At 39.2% G+C, this 18,507-nt stretch carries 14 protein-coding genes and 2 tRNA genes; 7 read left to right on the top strand and 9 right to left on the bottom strand.

Translation table 11 applies throughout. The annotated features are described in order from the left end of the window. Positions 1-43: 43 nt before the first annotated feature. From glnE to orn, 8 genes are all read right to left on the bottom strand, one after another. The gene (gene glnE / locus INP93_RS09390) at positions 44-2,977 is read right to left on the bottom strand and encodes a bifunctional [glutamate--ammonia ligase]-adenylyl-L-tyrosine phosphorylase/[glutamate--ammonia-ligase] adenylyltransferase (protein WP_420026357.1); all 2,934 of its coding nucleotides are present in this window, start codon (positions 2,975-2,977) and stop codon (positions 44-46) included. Positions 2,978-2,980: 3 nt separating this feature from the next. Then, positions 2,981-3,934, bottom strand: coding sequence for a tRNA (adenosine(37)-N6)-dimethylallyltransferase MiaA (gene miaA, locus INP93_RS09385; protein ID WP_197544762.1), 954 nt, complete (start codon positions 3,932-3,934; stop codon positions 2,981-2,983). A gap of 1 nt (position 3,935) precedes the next feature. Next, a complete protein-coding gene (gene mutL / locus INP93_RS09380) occupies positions 3,936-5,783 on the bottom strand; it encodes a DNA mismatch repair endonuclease MutL (RefSeq protein ID WP_197544761.1) in 1,848 nt (615 codons plus the stop codon). Between the two features lie 8 nt (positions 5,784-5,791). After that, entirely contained in the window at positions 5,792-7,405 is a 1,614-nt protein-coding gene (locus INP93_RS09375) for an N-acetylmuramoyl-L-alanine amidase (RefSeq protein ID WP_197544760.1), read from the bottom strand. A gap of 11 nt (positions 7,406-7,416) precedes the next feature. Next, entirely contained in the window at positions 7,417-7,887 is a 471-nt protein-coding gene (tsaE, locus tag INP93_RS09370) for a tRNA (adenosine(37)-N6)-threonylcarbamoyltransferase complex ATPase subunit type 1 TsaE (RefSeq protein ID WP_197544759.1), read from the bottom strand. Between the two features lie 116 nt (positions 7,888-8,003). After that, a tRNA-Gly gene (locus INP93_RS09365) sits at positions 8,004-8,079 on the bottom strand. A gap of 20 nt (positions 8,080-8,099) precedes the next feature. Further along, positions 8,100-8,175: transfer RNA gene (locus INP93_RS09360), tRNA-Gly, on the bottom strand. 93 nt (positions 8,176-8,268) lie between these two features. After that, on the bottom strand, positions 8,269-8,817 hold the full coding sequence (gene orn / locus INP93_RS09355; protein ID WP_049370207.1) for an oligoribonuclease: 549 nt from the start codon (positions 8,815-8,817) through the stop codon (positions 8,269-8,271). Positions 8,818-8,893: 76 nt separating this feature from the next. Between orn and rsgA the strand changes: the two genes are divergently transcribed. From rsgA to INP93_RS09325, 6 genes are all read left to right on the top strand, one after another. Beyond that, positions 8,894-9,931 carry a small ribosomal subunit biogenesis GTPase RsgA gene (gene rsgA / locus INP93_RS09350; protein WP_193452021.1) on the top strand — a complete coding sequence of 346 codons (1,038 nt, stop codon included), beginning with the start codon at positions 8,894-8,896 and terminating at the stop codon, positions 9,929-9,931. Positions 9,932-10,083: 152 nt separating this feature from the next. Next, the gene (gene ptsH / locus INP93_RS09345; protein ID WP_005695633.1) at positions 10,084-10,341 is read left to right on the top strand and encodes a phosphocarrier protein Hpr; all 258 of its coding nucleotides are present in this window, start codon (positions 10,084-10,086) and stop codon (positions 10,339-10,341) included. 79 nt (positions 10,342-10,420) lie between these two features. Continuing rightward, positions 10,421-12,148 carry a phosphoenolpyruvate-protein phosphotransferase PtsI gene (gene ptsI / locus INP93_RS09340; RefSeq protein ID WP_197544758.1) on the top strand — a complete coding sequence of 576 codons (1,728 nt, stop codon included), beginning with the start codon at positions 10,421-10,423 and terminating at the stop codon, positions 12,146-12,148. A 59-nt stretch (positions 12,149-12,207) separates the two neighbouring features. After that, complete coding sequence (crr, locus tag INP93_RS09335; protein ID WP_049366136.1) at positions 12,208-12,708, top strand: PTS glucose transporter subunit IIA; 501 nt, start codon at positions 12,208-12,210, stop codon at positions 12,706-12,708. 72 nt (positions 12,709-12,780) lie between these two features. After that, positions 12,781-13,980 carry a mannose-6-phosphate isomerase, class I gene (manA, locus tag INP93_RS09330; protein WP_160222020.1) on the top strand — a complete coding sequence of 400 codons (1,200 nt, stop codon included), beginning with the start codon at positions 12,781-12,783 and terminating at the stop codon, positions 13,978-13,980. A 120-nt stretch (positions 13,981-14,100) separates the two neighbouring features. Next, positions 14,101-17,127 carry a glycoside hydrolase family 2 TIM barrel-domain containing protein gene (locus INP93_RS09325; RefSeq protein ID WP_197544757.1) on the top strand — a complete coding sequence of 1,009 codons (3,027 nt, stop codon included), beginning with the start codon at positions 14,101-14,103 and terminating at the stop codon, positions 17,125-17,127. 56 nt (positions 17,128-17,183) lie between these two features. Here INP93_RS09325 and INP93_RS09320 read toward each other — a convergent pair whose 3' ends face one another. After that, positions 17,184-17,447 (bottom strand): GrxA family glutaredoxin, encoded by a 264-nt coding sequence (locus INP93_RS09320; protein ID WP_005695639.1) that lies wholly within the window; start codon positions 17,445-17,447, stop codon positions 17,184-17,186. A 130-nt stretch (positions 17,448-17,577) separates the two neighbouring features. Between INP93_RS09320 and INP93_RS09315 the strand changes: the two genes are divergently transcribed. After that, positions 17,578-18,477: a RimK family alpha-L-glutamate ligase gene (locus tag INP93_RS09315; protein ID WP_197544756.1), complete on the top strand. Its 900-nt coding sequence runs from the start codon at positions 17,578-17,580 to the stop codon at positions 18,475-18,477. The last annotated feature ends 30 nt before the right edge of the window (positions 18,478-18,507 follow it).

Below are 18,507 nucleotides of genomic sequence, written 5' to 3'. Positions count from 1 at the left end.
AGGAGTTTATCCCAAATATCTGGGGATAGACTCCTTTAATCTTTTAAGAAAATAACTTATTCCAGAAAGAACAAACAAATTCTCTTTCTTCTATAAATTCCGAATCATCAACAATGACAGGCTTTCCTAATAAGTTTAGGTGATGGATTTTATTACGCAGTGTCACGTAACAGGATTTGAGCTTTTCACATTCTGCTAGAGAAATAATGTGATATTCTGCCATGGAATCAAAGATACGGACATTATCAGACCATTTGGTTAATATTGGATTAGCTGGGGCATTTGCGAGCATCAGATACTGGGCGATAAATTCAATATCGGTAATGCCGCCACGATCTGTTTTGATATTAAAAAAGCCTTCTTTTGTGTGAGATAAATGTTCGTACATTTTTTCACGCATGTCTCTTACTTCAATTTTTAGCTGATTAATATCTCTTTGAGCAGAAAGCACATTACAGCGAATTTTTTCAAATTCTGCTTTTAATTCAGTTTCACCAAAAATGGCACGACTGCGGACAAGAGCTTGTTTCTCCCAAGTCCATGCTTCATTGAGTTGATAGTTTTCAAATGCTTGAAGTGAACAGCCTAATAAGCCTGCATCGCCTGAAGGTCGTAATCGCATATCAACATCGTAAAGTATGCCTGCACTGGTATTCATACTAAAAATACTGACAATTTTTTGAGCCAATCTTAAATAGAATTGATTGCTATCAATGGATTTTTTTCCACCAACAGTCAGTCCTTCAACAGCTTGATATAAAAAGACTAAATCCAAATCGGATTTATATCCGAGTTCAATTCCGCCTAATTTACCGTAGCCAATGACTAAAAAGCCTTTTTCTGTTTTACCCGCTAGATGTTCCGGTACACCAAAGCGTTGACTGACTTGTTGCCAAGCAAAATTGACAACGGCATCAATAATTGCTTCAGCTAGATAAGTGAGATGATCGCTCACTTTCATAACAGGCAATACTTCGAGAATATCGGCGGCAGCAACGCGTAATAAAATAGACTGTTTGAATTGGCGTAAACCGTCAATAAATTGTTCTTCATCATCTTGTGGTAATCGCAGCATATATTGTTTCAATTCATCAGGATACTGTGTGAACGGTAATGGATTACGTAGCGCTTCAGTATTTAATAATTCATCGAGTAGAATAGGATAGCGAGCCACTTGTTCAGCGATCATCAGGGATTGCGCACATAGTTCAATTAGCTGCTTAATGGCTTGGGGATTTTCTAAGAGTAATTCTAAATACGTCGTTCTACTCGCAATTTTATCGATAATATTGAGAATGCGTGGCAATAAAGTGCGGTAATTTTTTTGTTCAAATATTTGAGTGAAGATATTTGGCAATAAGTGAGCTAAAACTTCTCGACCACGAGAGCCAATAACACGGCGCGCAAGCCCCTCTTTGAATTGAATAAGTTTATCTAAGATATCGGAAATTGCGTCATCATCAATGTGATTATCAATCAGCATTTGTTCAATATCATCGAGGTCACTTTCTAAAAAATCAATCCACTGATTATTGTCATCGGTACGTTCATCTTTTTCTTCACCAATTAATGCATCAAAAACTGACCGCACTTTTTGTTGGTGTGCTTGTAGTATTTGATAGAAATCATCCCAGTTTTCAATTGGATAAGATTTCATCATAGTTTGATTGTTCTCATCTAAGTAAGTGTATTCTCGACAAGCGACCATTAATCTAAGGCGATTTTCTTCATCTGTCGGAAGAAGTTGCGTTTGTTGATCATCAATAGCTTGTAGTACGTTTTCAGTACGACGAAGGAAGATATAAGCTTCTCTTAATTCATGATATTGTTCAGGCGTAATTAAACCAAGATCTCGTATTTCAGGGAGAAGTTTAAGCAATTCATGTTGTTGGAGCTTAATCTCACGTCCACCACGAATCAGTTGAAAAACTTGTACAATAAATTCGATTTCTCGAATCCCGCCTGCGCCTAGTTTAATATTGTCTTTTAAGCCACGACGACGTACTTCACGCTCAATTTTACCTTTCATTTCACGTAAAGCTTGAATCACACTAAAATCAATATAGCGTCGATACACAAAGGGGCGAAGTAATTGCTGCAAGGTTTTTACATAGGGATCTTGCGCATCAGCGCCTAAAATACGCCCTTTGATCATAGCATAGCGTTCCCAGTCTCGCCCTTGATCTTGGTAATATTGCTCCATCGCAGAAAAACTTAAGGCAAGTGCACCACTGTCACCAAAAGGGCGAAGGCGCATATCCGTACGATAGACAAAGCCATCTGGCGTGAATTGATCTAAAGCATTGATCAGGCGTTGTCCTAAACGAGTAAAAAATTTGGCATTATCAACGGCTCGTCTTGCACCAATGGTTTCTCCCTGTGAAGGGTAAGTAAAAATTAAATCAATATCAGAGGAGAAATTTAGCTCAAAACCACCTAATTTTCCCATGCCAAGAATATAGAGTTGCTGAGGGTTGCCATGTTCATCACAAGGTGTGCCCATTTCTTCACAAGTTTGTTTATACAGCCAATCTCTCGCACCAATAATAAGACTTTCAGCAAGTTGAGAAAGACGAATAAAAATTTCTTCTACGGTAGCAAGATTTAAACTTTGGCAGAAACTGAGTTTTGCCATTTCTTGATTACGAAAATCTCGTAACGTTTTGTAAAGCTGTTCTTCGTTTTGGATAGTAGAGAGTTGGTCAGCTAAACGGCTAGCGTAATGTTGACAATCTGAACATTGAGGAGGCGTTTGCCACCACTGGGCTAAAAAGTGCGGGTGTTTTTTTAAGACTTTTTCCAAGAAATCAGACAGACTGATGGCATAGTTTATTTGTCCGATTGGTGTCGTGAGATCTGTTGCGTCCCGCTCGATTTGTTGGGTTATTTCATCAAGATTCATTGCAGGGAAATGTTGGCAAAGCACTTCGCCAAGTTGAATGAGTTTTTCAGTCGAAAGCGGAAGTGAAAGCGCCATAATTTACCCCTTAAAATGTTCGTCAATCTTGCGTAGTATGATTTCTTTGGCTTTTTGCGGTTGCAGACTATCTAGCCAATTTAATGGTATTTTCCAGCCGCGCAGCCAGGTGATTTGTCGTTTGGCTAATTGTCGGGTTGCACAAATACCGCGGAAGACCATTTCTTCATGATCATAGTCACCACGTAAATATTCCCACATTTGTCGATAGCCCACACAGCGGATAGAAGGCAAATCAGGATGGAGATCTTCTCGTTGATAGAGTTTTTCAACCTCTTCTTGGAAACCTAATTCGATCATTTTATGGAAACGTTGTTCGATACGTTGATGTAACACCGCGCGATTTTCTGGTGCAATAGCAAATTGTAAAAATTGATAAGGCAATTCTTCGCCTTTTTGTTCGGTTAATTCCGTTAATGATTTGCCCGTTAAATAGAATACTTCTAATGCACGATTAATTCGCTGCGAATCATTTGGATTGATACGCTCTGCTGAAACAGGATCAATTTTTTGTAATTCTTGATGAAGTGCTGGCCAGCCAAGTTTTTGCGCTTTTTCTTCAATCTCTAAGCGTAACTTTTCATCAGCAGATGGAAGGGGAGAAAGGCCTTCAATCAATGCTTTGTAATACAACATGGTACCGCCAACCAAAAGCGGAATTTTGCCTTGCGCGGTAATATCGGTCATTTCTCTGAGCGCATCGTCACGAAAATTCATCGCAGAATAACTTTCAGCGGGATCTAAGATATCGATTAAGCGATGAGGGGCAAGGGCAAGTTCTTCTTTAGAAGGCTTTGCCGTACCAATATCCATCCCTTTATAAATTAATGCAGAATCGACACTGATCACTTCCACTGGCAGGCTTTGACGCAATTGAATAGCAAGATCTGTTTTTCCTGAGGCTGTTGGCCCCATCAGAAAAAGTGCGGTTGGTTTGGAGTCAGTTTTTTGTGTCATATTACAAATCAGTTAAAAAAGGCTGCCAGTTAATCGGTTTCAGTAATGTATTAAATTTTTCTTGATGAGCTTTATTCAGTAAGCGTTCCGTTTCACTTAATAAGCTGACTGCGTCCGCTAACACTTGAATTGGTTTCATCTCTAGAGTCTGACAAAGTGCGGTCAGAAAATCAGGTATATTTTCTAGATGTTCCGCAAGTAGGCTCACCACACATTTTTGTAAATTTTGTGTACGTAAAACCGCAGGGACTTTGTTTAATGTAAGACGTAGCTGAGCTTCATTTTCAATAAATTCAAAACCACTTTGTTGGAAAAAAGCTTTTTGTTTTTGCCATTGTTCAAATTGTTTTTCATCTAAGCGAAAAATAATCGGAATGAGCAACGGCTGTTGTGAAATTTCACCTTGTTGTAAGGTTAATTCATAATTTAAGGTTTGCAATTTAGCTAATGACATCAAATAAAACTGCTGATTTTGTTGTAAAAGCAATGCTTTATTTTCAATTAATGTCAATGCACGTAAATAGCCTGCATCACTTGTCTGTGGGAGTTGTTGTTCAACGACAGGTGTTGTTAAAACTTGAGAATTTTCCGCAGGACGTACTAATTCACCATATAAACGTTGTTCGGTCTTTGTAGGTTGTTCACGATAACCATATGATGGAACGTACTCACTACGGTTTGAAAAGTGCGGTCGATTTTCTGATTGTTTTTCACGAGGCTGATGATAATTCGAGGCAAAAATATTTTGCCCAGCCGCTGCACGATTGGGTTTTGTTTCGTAGTGAGGTTGATATGAAACCGAAGGCTCTCTTGCCTCATTCATCGCTGGCACTAAATCCAATTCAGCTTGAGGAATGGCATTGAGCGCATTTGTTACGCCTTGACAGATAAAATCATGAATTAAACGCGCTTGATGGAAACGCACTTCGTGTTTTGTTGGATGCACGTTGACATCGACATCATGTGGATTGAGGTCGATAAATAGCACAAATGCAGGATATTGCTCAGTATGCAAATGCTCCGCATAAGCCTGACGAATGGCATGGGTGATCACTTTATCACGCACCATTCGTCCATTGATATAGCAATAGCTTAAATCATTTTGAGAACGGGTAAACTCAGGTGTCGCCACCCAGCCAGAAAGATGCAGATCATCATGTTTCCAATCAATACATAAAGCATGTTGAACAAAATCATCGCCACAAATGGCGGCAACACGTTTTAGTTGTTGTTCTTCATTTGTTGCAGGACGATATTGTCGAATAATTTTGCCATTATGGGTGAGCGTAAAAGCGATATTGAATTTTGCTAAAGCAATTCGGCGAATGACCTCATCAATATGAGCAAATTCTGTTTTATCAGTGCGTAAGAATTTACGACGCGCAGGCGTATTAAAAAAGAGATTCGCCACTTCAACTGTCGTGCCGACTGGATGAGATGCGGGTTTGATTGTGGTTTCCATCTCTCGTCCTTGAGCATAAACCTGCCACGCTTCATTTTGCTCTGCCGTGCGAGAGGTAAGCGTGAGACGAGAAACAGAGCTGATACTGGCAAGGGCTTCACCACGGAAACCTAAACTTAAAATGGCTTCGAGATCATCGAGATCGGCAATTTTACTGGTTGCGTGTCGAGCGAGTGCTAGGCTTAATTCCTCTTTAGGAATGCCACTGCCATTATCTCGAATACGAATCAGGCTGGCGCCGCCGTTTTCAATATCAATATGAATTTTATTGGCACCGGCATCAAGGCTGTTTTCCACCAATTCTTTTACCACAGAGGCAGGGCGTTCGACCACTTCACCTGCGGCAATCTGATTAGCCAGCTGTGGAGAAAGAATTTTGATTGCCATAGGATTCCTTATTTTTCTTTAAGTTTAATTTTTTGACCAGTCACGACGTTGCCGTTTTTCAATGTTGGGTTCAGTTTTAAAAGACGATTAACCGGTACATTGTATTCACGAGAGATAGCATAGATAGTTTGATCGGCTTTCACTGTATGGTAAAGCGGGGTTTCTTTTTTGCCATCATCTTTCTTTTCATTTCCTTTTGAAGAAGTGTCTTTTTTATCGTTACCTTTTTTCTCAGGCTCTTTTTTATTCTCAGCTTTTTCTTGTTTTTGATCTTTTTTAGAAACCGCTTTTTCAGCTTCAACAATTTTGCTGTTGTTTCCTTTGTTATCGGCTTTGGCTTTATCATCTGCCTTAGGTTTTTCTTCTACCTTTTTACCTTTACCGTTATCCGGAATTTTAATGGTTTCATTCAGCCAAAGTTCTTTACGTTTTAGTTTATTTAATTCAATGATTTCGCTGACTTTTACATCGTATTTGTTCGCCAAGCTACCAATGCTTTCACCTGGTTTCACTTTATGACGTACGCCGCTGTCCTTGACATCGGAAGTGCGGTCAGATTTTTCAGTGTTTTTCTCTTCTTTTTTGATCGGTTCTTCTGCTTTTTTGTCTTTGCCATTATCAGGAATCTTAATTGTTTCATTTAACCAAAGTTCTTTGCGTTTCAGTTTATTTAACTCAATGATTTCGCTGACTTTGACATCATATTTATTTGCTAGGCTACCAATGCTTTCACCTGGTTTCACTTTATGGCGAATACCGCTGTCTTTCACATCTGAAGTGTGGTCAGATTTTTCATTGTTTTTATCGCTTGATTTTGTAGATTTGCTGTCTTGCTCATCACTAGGTGGAACGGCAATTGCTTTTAAATTACCATTACGATAAGCAACTAAGCCTTCATAAATCATATAAGCAATACGACGACGATAAGCAATGGTATTCAGTTTTTGTTCTTCTTCCATATTGGAAAGGAATCCCGTTTCCACCAGAACAGAAGGAATGTCGGGTGAACGCAATACGCCAAGGCTCGCATGTTGTGGGGTGCTGCGACTTAAGGAGGTGACGCGAGCAAAGCGACGTAAAATGCTGTTACCAAGTTCATAGCCTGTACGTTGGCTATGACCAAATTGTAGATCGAGTACAGTTTGATCTAAATATTTGTCATTGTTATTGGAAAGTACTTTACCTGCACCGCCTAAAAGCTCAGAGCGTTTTTCATCATCTTCTAACCATTGACCCATTTCATCGTTGGCTCGGCGATTGGATAGTACCCAAACTGATGCGCCACGTTGGTCTGCATTAAGAGAGGAGTCCGCATGGATAGAAACGAGAAAATTTGCTCTATATTTACGCGCAATTTCAGAGCGTTCTGGCACCGAAATGTAGTAATCGCTACTGCGTGTTAAGACACCTTTGAAGTTAGGATCTTTATCTAATAAAGCCTTTAATTCTCGTGCAATAGAAAGGGTGACATTTTTTTCATAAATGCCGAGATTTTTTCCGATTGCACCGGGATCTTTACCACCGTGGCCAGGATCAATGGCAATTGTCCATTGTGGGGCGGCAAATACAGTAGTAGAAATTAGAGAAAATATTCCAAAAAGAAACGAAAATTTTGCTTTCATGTAAGTCAGTTTTATAGTTGCGTCAAAATATGCTCACCCACTGAATTTTGAGCGATTAGCGTAATGTTGCGAGCATCGTCGTAATAATCAATATTCACCAATAAATCAGCCTCAGGCAAGATGCCCTTACCTTTTTCTGCCCATTCGATTAAGCAGATGCAATTTTGGCTGAAATAATCACGAATGCCCATAAATTCCAATTCTTCAGGATCGGCAAGACGATATAAATCAAAGTGATAAATCATTTTCCCTGCAATGCTATATTCTTCCACTAAAGTATAAGTAGGGCTTTTGACATTGCCTTGGTAGCCTAAACCTTGCACCATTCCACGAGTCAGGGTGGTTTTCCCTGCGCCAAGATCGCCATTAAAATAAAGCACAATGGCATTATCTTTCGGTTGTTTTATAAGCACTTCAGCCAGTTTTTTACCAAAACGGAGCATCGTGCCTTCATCAGGAATGTATTGGGTGAATTCGGTCATTATTAGAGTGATTTTTTAGGTTAAAGTTTCTAACGAATTTTATCGTATTTTGAAGGGAATATGTAGGGAAAATACAATAAAAAAATCCGCTGCTTTTCAGCAACGGATTGAGAATTTGGAGCGGGAAACGAGGCTCGAACTCGCGACCCCGACCTTGGCAAGGTCGTGCTCTACCAACTGAGCTATTCCCGCAGGACATTCATGTGAAAATTTGGAGCGGGAAACGAGGCTCGAACTCGCGACCCCGACCTTGGCAAGGTCGTGCTCTACCAACTGAGCTATTCCCGCATTTCACATTGGTGAATGAGGCAACATTATACGAAAAAATTTATTCAACGCAAGCGCAGATTTCGCAAATGATTGAGTTTGCCTAAGTTTTCATCAACCCAGATTAATAAAGTGCTCACGGTAGTAAGCCAACTCTTTAATTGATTCACGAATATCATCAAGGGCTAAATGAGTATTACCTTTTTTAAAACCGTCTAAAATCTCTGGTTTCCAGCGAGAAGCCAATTCTTTTAATGTACTGACATCCACATGACGATAGTGGAAATAATCGGCTAAATCAGGCATATATTTGTAAAGAAAGCGTTTATCTTGTGCGATGCTGTTGCCACAAATCGGTGAAGCACCTTTTGGTACCCATCGTTTTAAAAAATCTAATGTTTGTAATTCAGCCGCACGTTCGGTGAGTTTGCTCGCTTTGACACGGTCAACTAAGCCATTTGCTGTATGGGTTTTTACGCACCATTCCGACATTTTGTTTAATAATTCATCACTTTGATGTACGGCAATCACAGGGCCTTCCGCTAAAATATTGAGATCTTTATCTGTCACGATGGTTGCGATTTCAATAATGCGTTCTTTTTCAGGATCTAATCCTGTCATTTCTAAATCGATCCAAATCAGATTTTGTTTATCTAATTGCATAATATAAGGTATCCTATGAACATTTCTTAATCCCGTTTATTTTAACGAAAAACATCGGAAAAAACGACCGCACTTTATGAGCAAACGTAAACTAACGCAAAATCAAACTCGTCGAATTCAATCAAATAACGCGAAAGCCTTGCATCGCCACAAGAAGAAAGAAGTGGAATGGCAAGATGATATGCTAGGTGAAAGCCAAGATGGGGTAGTCGTTACGCGTTATTCAGTTCATGCTGATGTGGAAAATGCACAAGGCGAGATTTTCCGTTGTAATTTACGTCGTACACTTTCTAGTCTCGTGGTTGGAGACAAAGTAATTTGGCGACAAGGCAATGAGCAGCTCCAAGGGGTGAGCGGCGTGATTGAAGCCATTCACCCAAGACAAAATGAAATTGCTCGCCCAGATTATTATGATGGGCTGAAACCGATTGCGGCCAATATCGATCGTATTATTATTGTTTCTGCGGTTGTGCCAGTACTTTCACTCAATATTATCGATCGTTATCTAGTGGTGTGTGAAAATGCGGGGATCGAGCCTGTCATCGTGGTGAATAAAGGCGATTTACTGGATGCCGAGCAAGAGCAGGAAGTGGAAAGCCAGTTACAGATTTACCGTGATATTGGTTATCAGACCATCATCATTTCTGCTGAAACCGGAAAAAATATGGAAAAATTGACCGCACTTTTAAGTGATGGAACTTCCATTTTTGTAGGGCAATCAGGGGTAGGCAAATCCAGTTTAATTAACCATATTTTACCAACCGTCAATGCGCAAGTCGGTGGCATCAGCGAAACCTCAGGCTTGGGACAACATACCACAACTTCTTCTCGTTTATATCATTTGCCACAAGGTGGTAATTTGATTGACTCACCAGGTATTCGTGAGTTTGGTTTATGGCATTTGGAGCCAGATCAGATCACCAAAGGCTATCGTGAGTTTCAATATGTCTTAGGTACATGTAAATTCCGAGATTGTAAGCATTTGAACGATCCTGGCTGTGCATTACGTGAGGCTGTCGAAGCAGGTCGGATTTCAGCTATACGCTATGAGAATTATCATCGCCTCATTGAAAGCTTGAGTGAGACGAAATCACAGCGTCATTTTTCTGTGTAGTAGACAAATTACTGTAAATTAGGTATAAATTACCCCGAATTTCGTGACGTAGCTCAAGTTTTTTTGTGTTTAGCCTTGATTATTGGGCATTTAATAGAGATACTACAGCGGATTTATAGACTAAATTTTACAATTACTATAGAGGTAACATTATGTTCTCAAAAGATGTAGAAATTACAGCTCCTAATGGTTTACACACCCGTCCAGCGGCGCAATTTGTAAAAGAAGCGAAAGCATTTGCTTCTGATGTAACAGTGACCTCCGGTGGTAAAAGTGCAAGTGCGAAAAGCCTATTTAAGCTACAAACCTTAGGCTTAACGCAAGGAACTGTAATCACCATCTCGGCGGAAGGTGAAGACGAACAACAAGCCGTTGAACATTTAGTAGCATTAATTCCTACTTTAGAATAATTTACGATTAGCCATAGGATTTCTATTCTATGGCTATTGTTTATCTAACCTTTAATAAATTATCTCGGAAGGTAAAAGTATGATTACAGGTATTCCAGCGTCACCAGGTATCGTTTTTGGTAAAGCCTTAGTATTAAAAGAAGAAAAAATTGTTCTTGATACGCAAAAAATTTCAGAAGAGCAAGTTGAGGCAGAAGTTGCCCGTTTTTATGCTGGTCGTGAAGCTGCTGTTGAGCAACTTAATTCTATTCATCAACGTGCATTAAAATCCTTAGGTGAAGAAAAAGCGGCCATCTTTGAAGGCCATTTAATGATCCTTGAAGATGAAGAGTTAGAAGAGGAAATTATTGATTATCTTCGTTCAAACAAAGTGAATGCGAGTGTGGCAGCAAGTAAAATCATCGATCAACAAGTTGAAATGTTGTCTGAAATTGATGATGAATACTTAAAAGAACGTGCGGGTGATATTCGCGATATCGGTAATCGTTTAATCAAAAATATTTTAGGCATGCATATTGTGGATCTTGGTGATATTACCGAAGAATCCATCCTTGTGGCTTACGATTTAACCCCATCAGAAACTGCTCAATTAAACTTAGAAAAAGTATTAGGTTTTATCACCGATATTGGTGGTAGAACATCTCACACCTCAATTATGGCTCGTTCACTTGAATTGCCTGCCATTGTAGGGACAAATGATGTCACAGCACGAGTGAATACAGGTGATTATCTTATTTTAGATGCGGTAAACAACCGTGTTTACGTGAATCCGACTCAAGCTGAAATTGACGAATTAAAAACCTTAGAAGCAAAACTCGCTGAAGAAAAAGCAGAATTAGCGAAATTAAAAGATTTACCAGCGGTGACCCTTGATGGTCATAAAGTTGATGTGGTAGCCAATATTGGTACGATTCGCGATTGCGAAGGTGCACATCGTAATGGTGCAGAAGGGGTAGGTTTATACCGTACAGAATTCCTCTTTATGGATCGCGATCAATTGCCGAGCGAAGAAGAGCAATTCATTGCTTATAAAGAAGTAGTTGAAGCAATGGAAGGTCGTCTAGTGGTATTACGTACCATGGATATCGGCGGTGATAAAGAGCTTCCATATTTAAATTTACCAAAAGAAATGAACCCATTCTTAGGATGGCGTGCGGTACGTATTGCCCTTGATCGTCGTGAAATTTTACATGCACAATTAAGAGCGGTATTACGTGCGTCAGCATTTGGTAAACTTGCTGTGATGTTCCCGATGATTATTTCGGTAGAAGAAATTCGTGAATTAAAATCAGTGCTTGAAACCTTAAAAGCAGAATTGCGTGCAGAAGGTAAAGCTTTTGATGAAAATATCCAAGTGGGTGTCATGGTTGAAACACCATCTGCAGCGGTGAATGCGAAATTCTTAGCGAAAGAAGTGGATTTCTTTAGTATTGGTACAAACGATTTAACGCAATATACGCTAGCTGTTGACCGTGGTAATGAATTAATTTCTCACTTATACAATCCTATGTCTCCTTCAGTACTAGGCTTGATCAAACAAGTGATTGATGCTTCTCATGCAGAAGGTAAATGGACAGGTATGTGTGGTGAGTTAGCCGGTGATGAACGAGCAACCTTATTGTTACTCGGTATGGGCTTAGATGAATTTAGTATGAGTGCAATTTCTGTGCCACGTATTAAAAAATTAATTCGTCATGTGAATTATCAAGAGGTGAAAGCCTTAGCTGATGAAGCATTACAAAAACCAACCGCTGCTGAAATTGAGCAATTAATTCAAGCTTTTTTAGCAGAAAAATCGTTAAACTAGATACAAAAACAGAGTTTTACGTTAAAATACTAGCCATCTTTAATAGATAGGAGATTAAAATGGGCTTATTTGACAAATTATTTGGTTCAAAAGAAAACAAAACAGTGGAAGTCGAAATTTATGCGCCACTTTCTGGTGAGATTGTGAATATCGAAGATGTACCAGATGTTGTTTTCTCTGAAAAAATCGTGGGTGATGGTATTGCGATTCGCCCAACAGGTAACAAAATTGTTGCGCCTGTTGATGGTGTAATTGGTAAAATTTTTGAAACCAACCATGCGTTTTCAATGGAATCAAAAGAGGGGGTTGAATTATTCGTTCACTTCGGTATTGATACCGTTGAATTAAAAGGTGAAGGATTCACTCGCATCGCACAAGAAGGTCAAAGCGTAAAACGCGGCGACACAGTAATCGAATTTGATTTAGCAACATTAGAGTCAAAAGCAAAATCAGTTTTAACACCAGTTGTTATCTCTAACATGGATGAAATCTCATCTATCGAGAAAAAATCGGGTGAAGTGATTGCTGGGGAATCTGTTGTTTTAAGTTTAACAAAATAAGATTTATAGACTAAAAGATCCGCTTTAAATAAGCGGATTTTTTTATCCTTATTCTTTTTTAAGCAGGTAAAGATGATTTATCGATTAACAGGCCAAGTACAGCATTATGCATGGGGCGGAAAAAACTATATTGCATCATTGATTGGATTACATTCAGCGAAAGATCAACCTTGTGCAGAGTGGTGGTTAGGTGCACATCCATCAGCACCTTCTGAGATTGATAATGCCAGTAACAAACAATCCCTTATTGAATTTTTATCGCAAAATCCGACCGCACTTGGGCAAGCAAGTCGTCAGCAATTTGGTGATGAACTTCCTTATTTGTTAAAGATTTTAGATGTTGAAAAGCCGTTATCGATTCAATTGCATCCGACTAAGGCCCAAGCTGAAAAGGGCTTTGAGGCTGAAAATGCAAAAGGCGTGGCATTAACAGACAGCACTCGGACTTATAAAGATAGAAATCATAAACCAGAAATGATGATTGCCTTATCTGATTTCTGGCTTTTACATGGTTTTAAAACAAAAGCTCAAATCCTTGCCACATTAAATGCGCGCCCCTCTTTGCAACCTTTGGCTGAAAAACTTGGCACACAAAACCTTGCTGAATTCTATGCGGATGTGATGTTGGCGGATCAATCAACGCTCGCAAATTGGCTATTACCCATTATTGAAGCCAATCAACAGCCTTATAAAAATGGCGAGTTGGCACTTGATAATCCTGATTATTGGGTGCTTTATACAGTGGAATCCATGTCAATTTCGCCTGAAAAATTAGATGCTGGCTTGGTGTGTTTTTATCTCTTTAATATCGTACATTTAAAAGAAGGGGAAGGTATTTTCCAAGATGCAGGCATTCCTCATGCTTATCTTCGCGGACAAAACGTGGAGTTAATGGCATGTTCTGATAATGTGATTCGTGGTGGATTAACACCAAAATATGTCGATATTGTCGAATTATTAAAAATTGTGGATTGTCGCGAAGTGATACCACAAATTATCTCAGCCGCACCTCAAAATCAGTCAGAATTTACTTATAAAACGCCAGTAAAAGATTTTGCTTTAGCTCAAATTCGTGTTGACCCCGAGCAGCAAACAGAAGTGAATATTCAAAGTGCGGGTATTTTGTTGGTGATGCAAGGCGAGCTGAAAATACAAGAAAAATCAACCGCACTTACCTTGAAACAAGGTGAGTCAGCCTTCATTACAGCGGATTCTAACGTTGAGATAATGAGTGAAAAAGGCGGTTATGCCTTCTTGGCAAAATTACCATAAAAATTAATGTGATAAGTATCAAGATTTATTAACTTACCACTAGATTAGTCGAAGATTTTAGGTATAGTGGGCGTCATTCAGGCGCCCTTTTTTATAGTCTAAATTGCATTGGGAGTTTTTATGTCGTTGCCTCATTATTTTGAAGATCCGCAAACCTTGCACGTGAATACCACACCGCATCATGCTTATTTTATTCCTTTTTCTTCAACAGAAAGTGCGGTCAAAAAGACACGAGAATTTTCTCCTTACTTTACCTTACTAGATGGGGAATGGGATTTTGCTTATTTTGAAAGCTATACTCACTTGCCTCAAGATTTCCTTCATTTTTCCTTTACAGATAAAATCCCTGTTCCTTCCAATTGGCAAAATCATGGTTACGATAATCATCAATATACTAATGTAAATTATCCTTTCCCTTTTGATCCGCCTTATGTGCCCATTGAAAATCCTTGTGGTTTGTATCATCGCGTTTTTAATGTTGAAATCAATGCCGAAAAACGGTATCTCTTAAATTTTGAAGGGGTAGATAGCTGCTTATTTGTCTATGTGAATCACCAATTTGTAGGCTACAGCCAAATCAGTCATTGCACTAGCGAATTTGATATTACTGACTTTTTGCAACAAGGGAAAAATCACTTACATGTTCTTGTGTTGAAATGGTGTGATGGCAGTTATTTGGAAGATCAAGACAAATTCCGAATGTCCGGCATTTTTCGAGATGTTTATCTGTTAGAGAGAGAAAGAAATTACTTACAAGATTTCTTCATTCAAACACAATTGAATCAAGAGCTTACTAAGGCTCAATTGTATGTGGCCTGTCAGTTTGCAGAACGCGAACACCCCATTTCTTGGCAATTATTTGATCCTCAAGGCAAATTGATAATTGAACAAAAAGGGCATGCATTTCATGCTGAAATTGAAAATGCACAATTATGGCATGCAGAGAACCCTCGCTTATACACGTTGATTTTGCAATATGGATCAGAAGTGATTTGCCAAAAGGTCGGCTTGCGTCATATCGAAGTAAAGAATGGCGTAATGTTATTTAATGGGCAAGCGATTAAGTTTAAAGGTGTTAATCGCCATGATAGCGATCCTAAAACCGGTTATGTCATTAGTCGCGAACAAGTGTTGCAAGATTTACGCTTAATGAAACAGCATAATTTTAATGCTATTCGTACCGCGCATTATCCTAATGCACCTTGGTTTACTGAACTGTGTGATGAATATGGTTTTTATGTGATTGCGGAAAGTGATATTGAATCGCACGGCACGAATGCGGTCTATGTAGAGTCACCAGAAACAAGCATTTTGTTAGGGGTAAAAACAGAGATTGATCATGACGCAATTCGTCAAAAAACAATCGACAATTATTGTTATATGGCTCGAAGCCCTGAATTTAATCAAGCCATTTTAGACCGCACTTATGCCAATGTTGAGCGAGATAAAAATCGTCCTTCTGTCGTGATTTGGTCATTGGGAAATGAAAGTGGCTACGGTGAAAATTTTGAGCAAGCAGCCGCTTGGGTGAAACTGCGCGATCCAAGTCGCTTGGTGCATTATGAAAATGCGATCTTTCAACATTCAGCGCATCAAAATGACACATCCAATTTAGATTTTCATAGCGAAATGTATACCAGTACGGAAGAATTGGATGCTTATTTTGCCGATGCCCAAAATCAAAAGCCGTATCTCTTTTGCGAATATTTGCATGCGATGGGAAATTCTTGCGGTGACACAGAAGATTATTTCCAAGCTATGGAACAACACGCAGGCGCTTGTGGTGGCTTTGTATGGGAGTGGTGTAATCATTCCCCTTATTTGCCAAACTCAAGCAAGATGGGCTATGGCGGGGATTTTAATGACACGCCGAATGACGGTAATTTTTGTGCTGATGGATTAGTGACGGCAGACCGTCAAATTCAAAGCAATTTGTTGGAATACAAAAATGTGTATCGTCCACTTCGAGCTACATTAAAAAATGGCCATATTGAACTCAAAAATTATTTGGATTTTACGGATGCGGCAGAGGCTATTTCGATTCATTATCAAATCACCGAAGATTTTGCTGTTATACAAGAAGGCCAAATAGATGATTTAAACATTGCACCAAAATCAACCGCTCTTTTGCCTTTAACATTGCCGACAAGTAACGGTTCATTACAAGTTTTAACATTGACCTATCATCAAAAAACAGAAACGGGCTTAATTCCCCAAGGGCATTGTTTGGGATTTGATCAGATCATTTTGTCGGAGCAACAACAATTCTCTACAAATGAATTCAAACCAAATCATCACTCGATTTCTGTTTCAGAACATGCCAATTTAATTTTAGTTAAAGTGGCAGATGTTGAATATCAGTTTGATCAATATAAAGGCACTATTTATCAAATTCGCAAAGCGGGCGAGCCTTGGTTGAATCAACCTACTGATTTCAATATTTGGCGAGCGCCTTTAGATAACGATAGTTTAATGAAAGCACATTGGCTTGCTGCAGGTTACGATCGTGCGACGAGTCGAGCCTATGATTATCGCTTAACCAAGCAGGAAAGTGCGGTTGAAATTACCTTTAAATTAGGATTGGTTGCCGTATCAAAAGCGCGAATTTTGACATTGAATGTAGAGTATCGTATTGAACAAAATGGGTTGCTTCAGATTAATATTCATGCTGAAAAACAACCGCACTTGCCATTCTTACCACGTTTTGGCTTGCGTTTTTTCCTTAACCAAGGATTTAACCAAGTAGAGTATGTGGGCTATGGTCCAACGGAAAGTTATCTGGATAAACATCACGCCATGGCTTTCGGTCGTTATAAGACAACGCCAGAAAGCAATCATGTGCCTTATTTAAAACCACAAGAAAATGGCAGTCACTATGGTTGTCGTGAAGTGAAGGTGGCGAATTTGTCTGATTGCTTTACCGTGCAAAGTCATTCGCCTTTTAGCATGAATGTTTCCCCTTATTCTCAAGAAGAATTGGGTAGTAAAAAGCACCAATATGATTTGGAAAAAAGTGGCAGTACGATCTTGTGTGTGGATTATAAAATGAGTGGGGTAGGTTCTAACTCTTGTGGACCCGCATTAAAAGAACAATATCGTTTGAATGAAACGGAGTGGGATTGGTCGATTTTGTTGCAAATTAACTAAGATGAAATAAAAAAGTGCGGTTGAAATTAACCGCACTTTTATGTTTTTAGCAAAAATTAAGCAACAACGTTAAATTGTTCTTTCATTAATGCTTCGAAATCAGTGCAACCGCCGATTGGTTTTTCATCGATAAAGATTTGTGGCACAGTTTCCACTTCTTTACCGACAGATTTTGATAAATCTGCTTTAGAAATGCCTTCAGCGATAATATCTACATAGCGATAATCGAAATCCGCTACTTCACCTTTTAATTTTTCAGCAAGGTTTTTTGCACGTACACAATAAGGGCAGCCTGGACGACCAAAAATAACTACGAACATAAAATTTTCCTTTTATTTAAACAAAATTCCTAATGATTTTACTCTATTTCCACAAAAGCAGAAATCATTTTTCAGGATTATTGTGATTGGTGTAATATATTAACTCCTCTTTTCCTAAGGATATAACTGAATGAAATTATTGATGCTTTGCCGTGAGCCTCGCCTTTATAGCTGCCAGCGTTTAAAAGAAGCAGCAGAAAGTTGCGGGCATCAAATGGATATTTTGGATCCGAATCGTTGCATTTTAAAACTCGACAAAAATCAACCGCACTTTTCTTTGTATTATCAACAAAATGCAGAAAGTGAGCCTTATTTATTGCCTGATTATGATGCGGTGTTACCACGCTTTGGGACGACAAGCACCCAAATGGGCTGTTCGGTATTACGTCATTTCCAAGGGAAGGGTGTCTATTGCCTTAATAAAGAACAGGCATTTTTAGCTGCTCGCGATAAATGGCGCAGTTTGCAGATGTTATTGGAGCAAGGCATTGCAGTACCGAGTTCAGTCTTATCTGGTTGTGAAGTTGAGCCGAAACAAGCCATTAAGCAAACAACCGCTCCAATGATTATTAAAACCTTAAAAGGCTCACAAGGGATTGGCGTGATTTTAGCCGAGCGTCCACAAAGTGCGGTTAGTATTTTAGAAACGTTAAAAGATGCGAATGTGCCTGTCTTGTTACAAGATTTTATCGAAGAGGCAAAAGGGACAGATATTCGCTGTTTTGTGATCGGTGATAAAGTCGTCGCGACAATGCAGCGTATTGGGCAAGATGGCGAGTTTCGTGCGAATTTTCACCGTGGTGGCACAGCAGAAAAAGTTAAACTCACTGAAGAGGAAAAATCCATTGCCATTCGAGCAACTAAAGCTTTAGGGCTTGCGGTAGCCGGTGTTGATTTGATTCGTTCAAAAGAAGGTTTATTAGTGCTTGAAGTGAATGCTAGTCCAGGATTAGAAATGATTGAGAAGACCAGTGGCATTGATATTGCATTGCAGATGATCTTGTTTTTAGAACAGCAAGTGAAACAATAAAAGAAAAGGGCGAACAGTATCATGTTCGCC

The sequence above is a fragment of the Haemophilus parainfluenzae genome (genome assembly GCF_014931415.1).
In the GTDB taxonomy this organism is placed as follows: Bacteria; Pseudomonadota; Gammaproteobacteria; order Enterobacterales; family Pasteurellaceae; genus Haemophilus_D; species Haemophilus_D parainfluenzae_AF.
The sequence above is the reverse complement of the archived record's forward strand: the minus strand, read 5'-3'. Positions and strand labels throughout refer to the sequence as shown.

Excerpts from the sequence above, each read along its gene's own strand:
- ptsH (WP_005695633.1), top strand. The coding sequence starts at position 10,084 with ATGTTCTCAAAAGATGTAGAAATTACAGCTCCTAATGGTTTACACACC.
- INP93_RS09315 (WP_197544756.1), top strand. The coding sequence starts at position 17,578 with ATGAAATTATTGATGCTTTGCCGTGAGCCTCGCCTTTATAGCTGCCAG.
- INP93_RS09375 (WP_197544760.1), bottom strand. The coding sequence starts at position 7,405 with ATGAAAGCAAAATTTTCGTTTCTTTTTGGAATATTTTCTCTAATTTCT.
- tsaE (WP_197544759.1), bottom strand. The coding sequence starts at position 7,887 with ATGACCGAATTCACCCAATACATTCCTGATGAAGGCACGATGCTCCGT.
- manA (WP_160222020.1), top strand. The coding sequence starts at position 12,781 with ATGATTTATCGATTAACAGGCCAAGTACAGCATTATGCATGGGGCGGA.
- miaA (WP_197544762.1), bottom strand. The coding sequence starts at position 3,934 with ATGACACAAAAAACTGACTCCAAACCAACCGCACTTTTTCTGATGGGG.
- glnE (WP_420026357.1), bottom strand. The coding sequence starts at position 2,977 with ATGGCGCTTTCACTTCCGCTTTCGACTGAAAAACTCATTCAACTTGGC.
- crr (WP_049366136.1), top strand. The coding sequence starts at position 12,208 with ATGGGCTTATTTGACAAATTATTTGGTTCAAAAGAAAACAAAACAGTG.
- ptsI (WP_197544758.1), top strand. The coding sequence starts at position 10,421 with ATGATTACAGGTATTCCAGCGTCACCAGGTATCGTTTTTGGTAAAGCC.
- INP93_RS09325 (WP_197544757.1), top strand. The coding sequence starts at position 14,101 with ATGTCGTTGCCTCATTATTTTGAAGATCCGCAAACCTTGCACGTGAAT.
- orn (WP_049370207.1), bottom strand. The coding sequence starts at position 8,817 with ATGCAATTAGATAAACAAAATCTGATTTGGATCGATTTAGAAATGACA.
- mutL (WP_197544761.1), bottom strand. The coding sequence starts at position 5,783 with ATGGCAATCAAAATTCTTTCTCCACAGCTGGCTAATCAGATTGCCGCA.
- rsgA (WP_193452021.1), top strand. The coding sequence starts at position 8,894 with ATGAGCAAACGTAAACTAACGCAAAATCAAACTCGTCGAATTCAATCA.
- INP93_RS09320 (WP_005695639.1), bottom strand. The coding sequence starts at position 17,447 with ATGTTCGTAGTTATTTTTGGTCGTCCAGGCTGCCCTTATTGTGTACGT.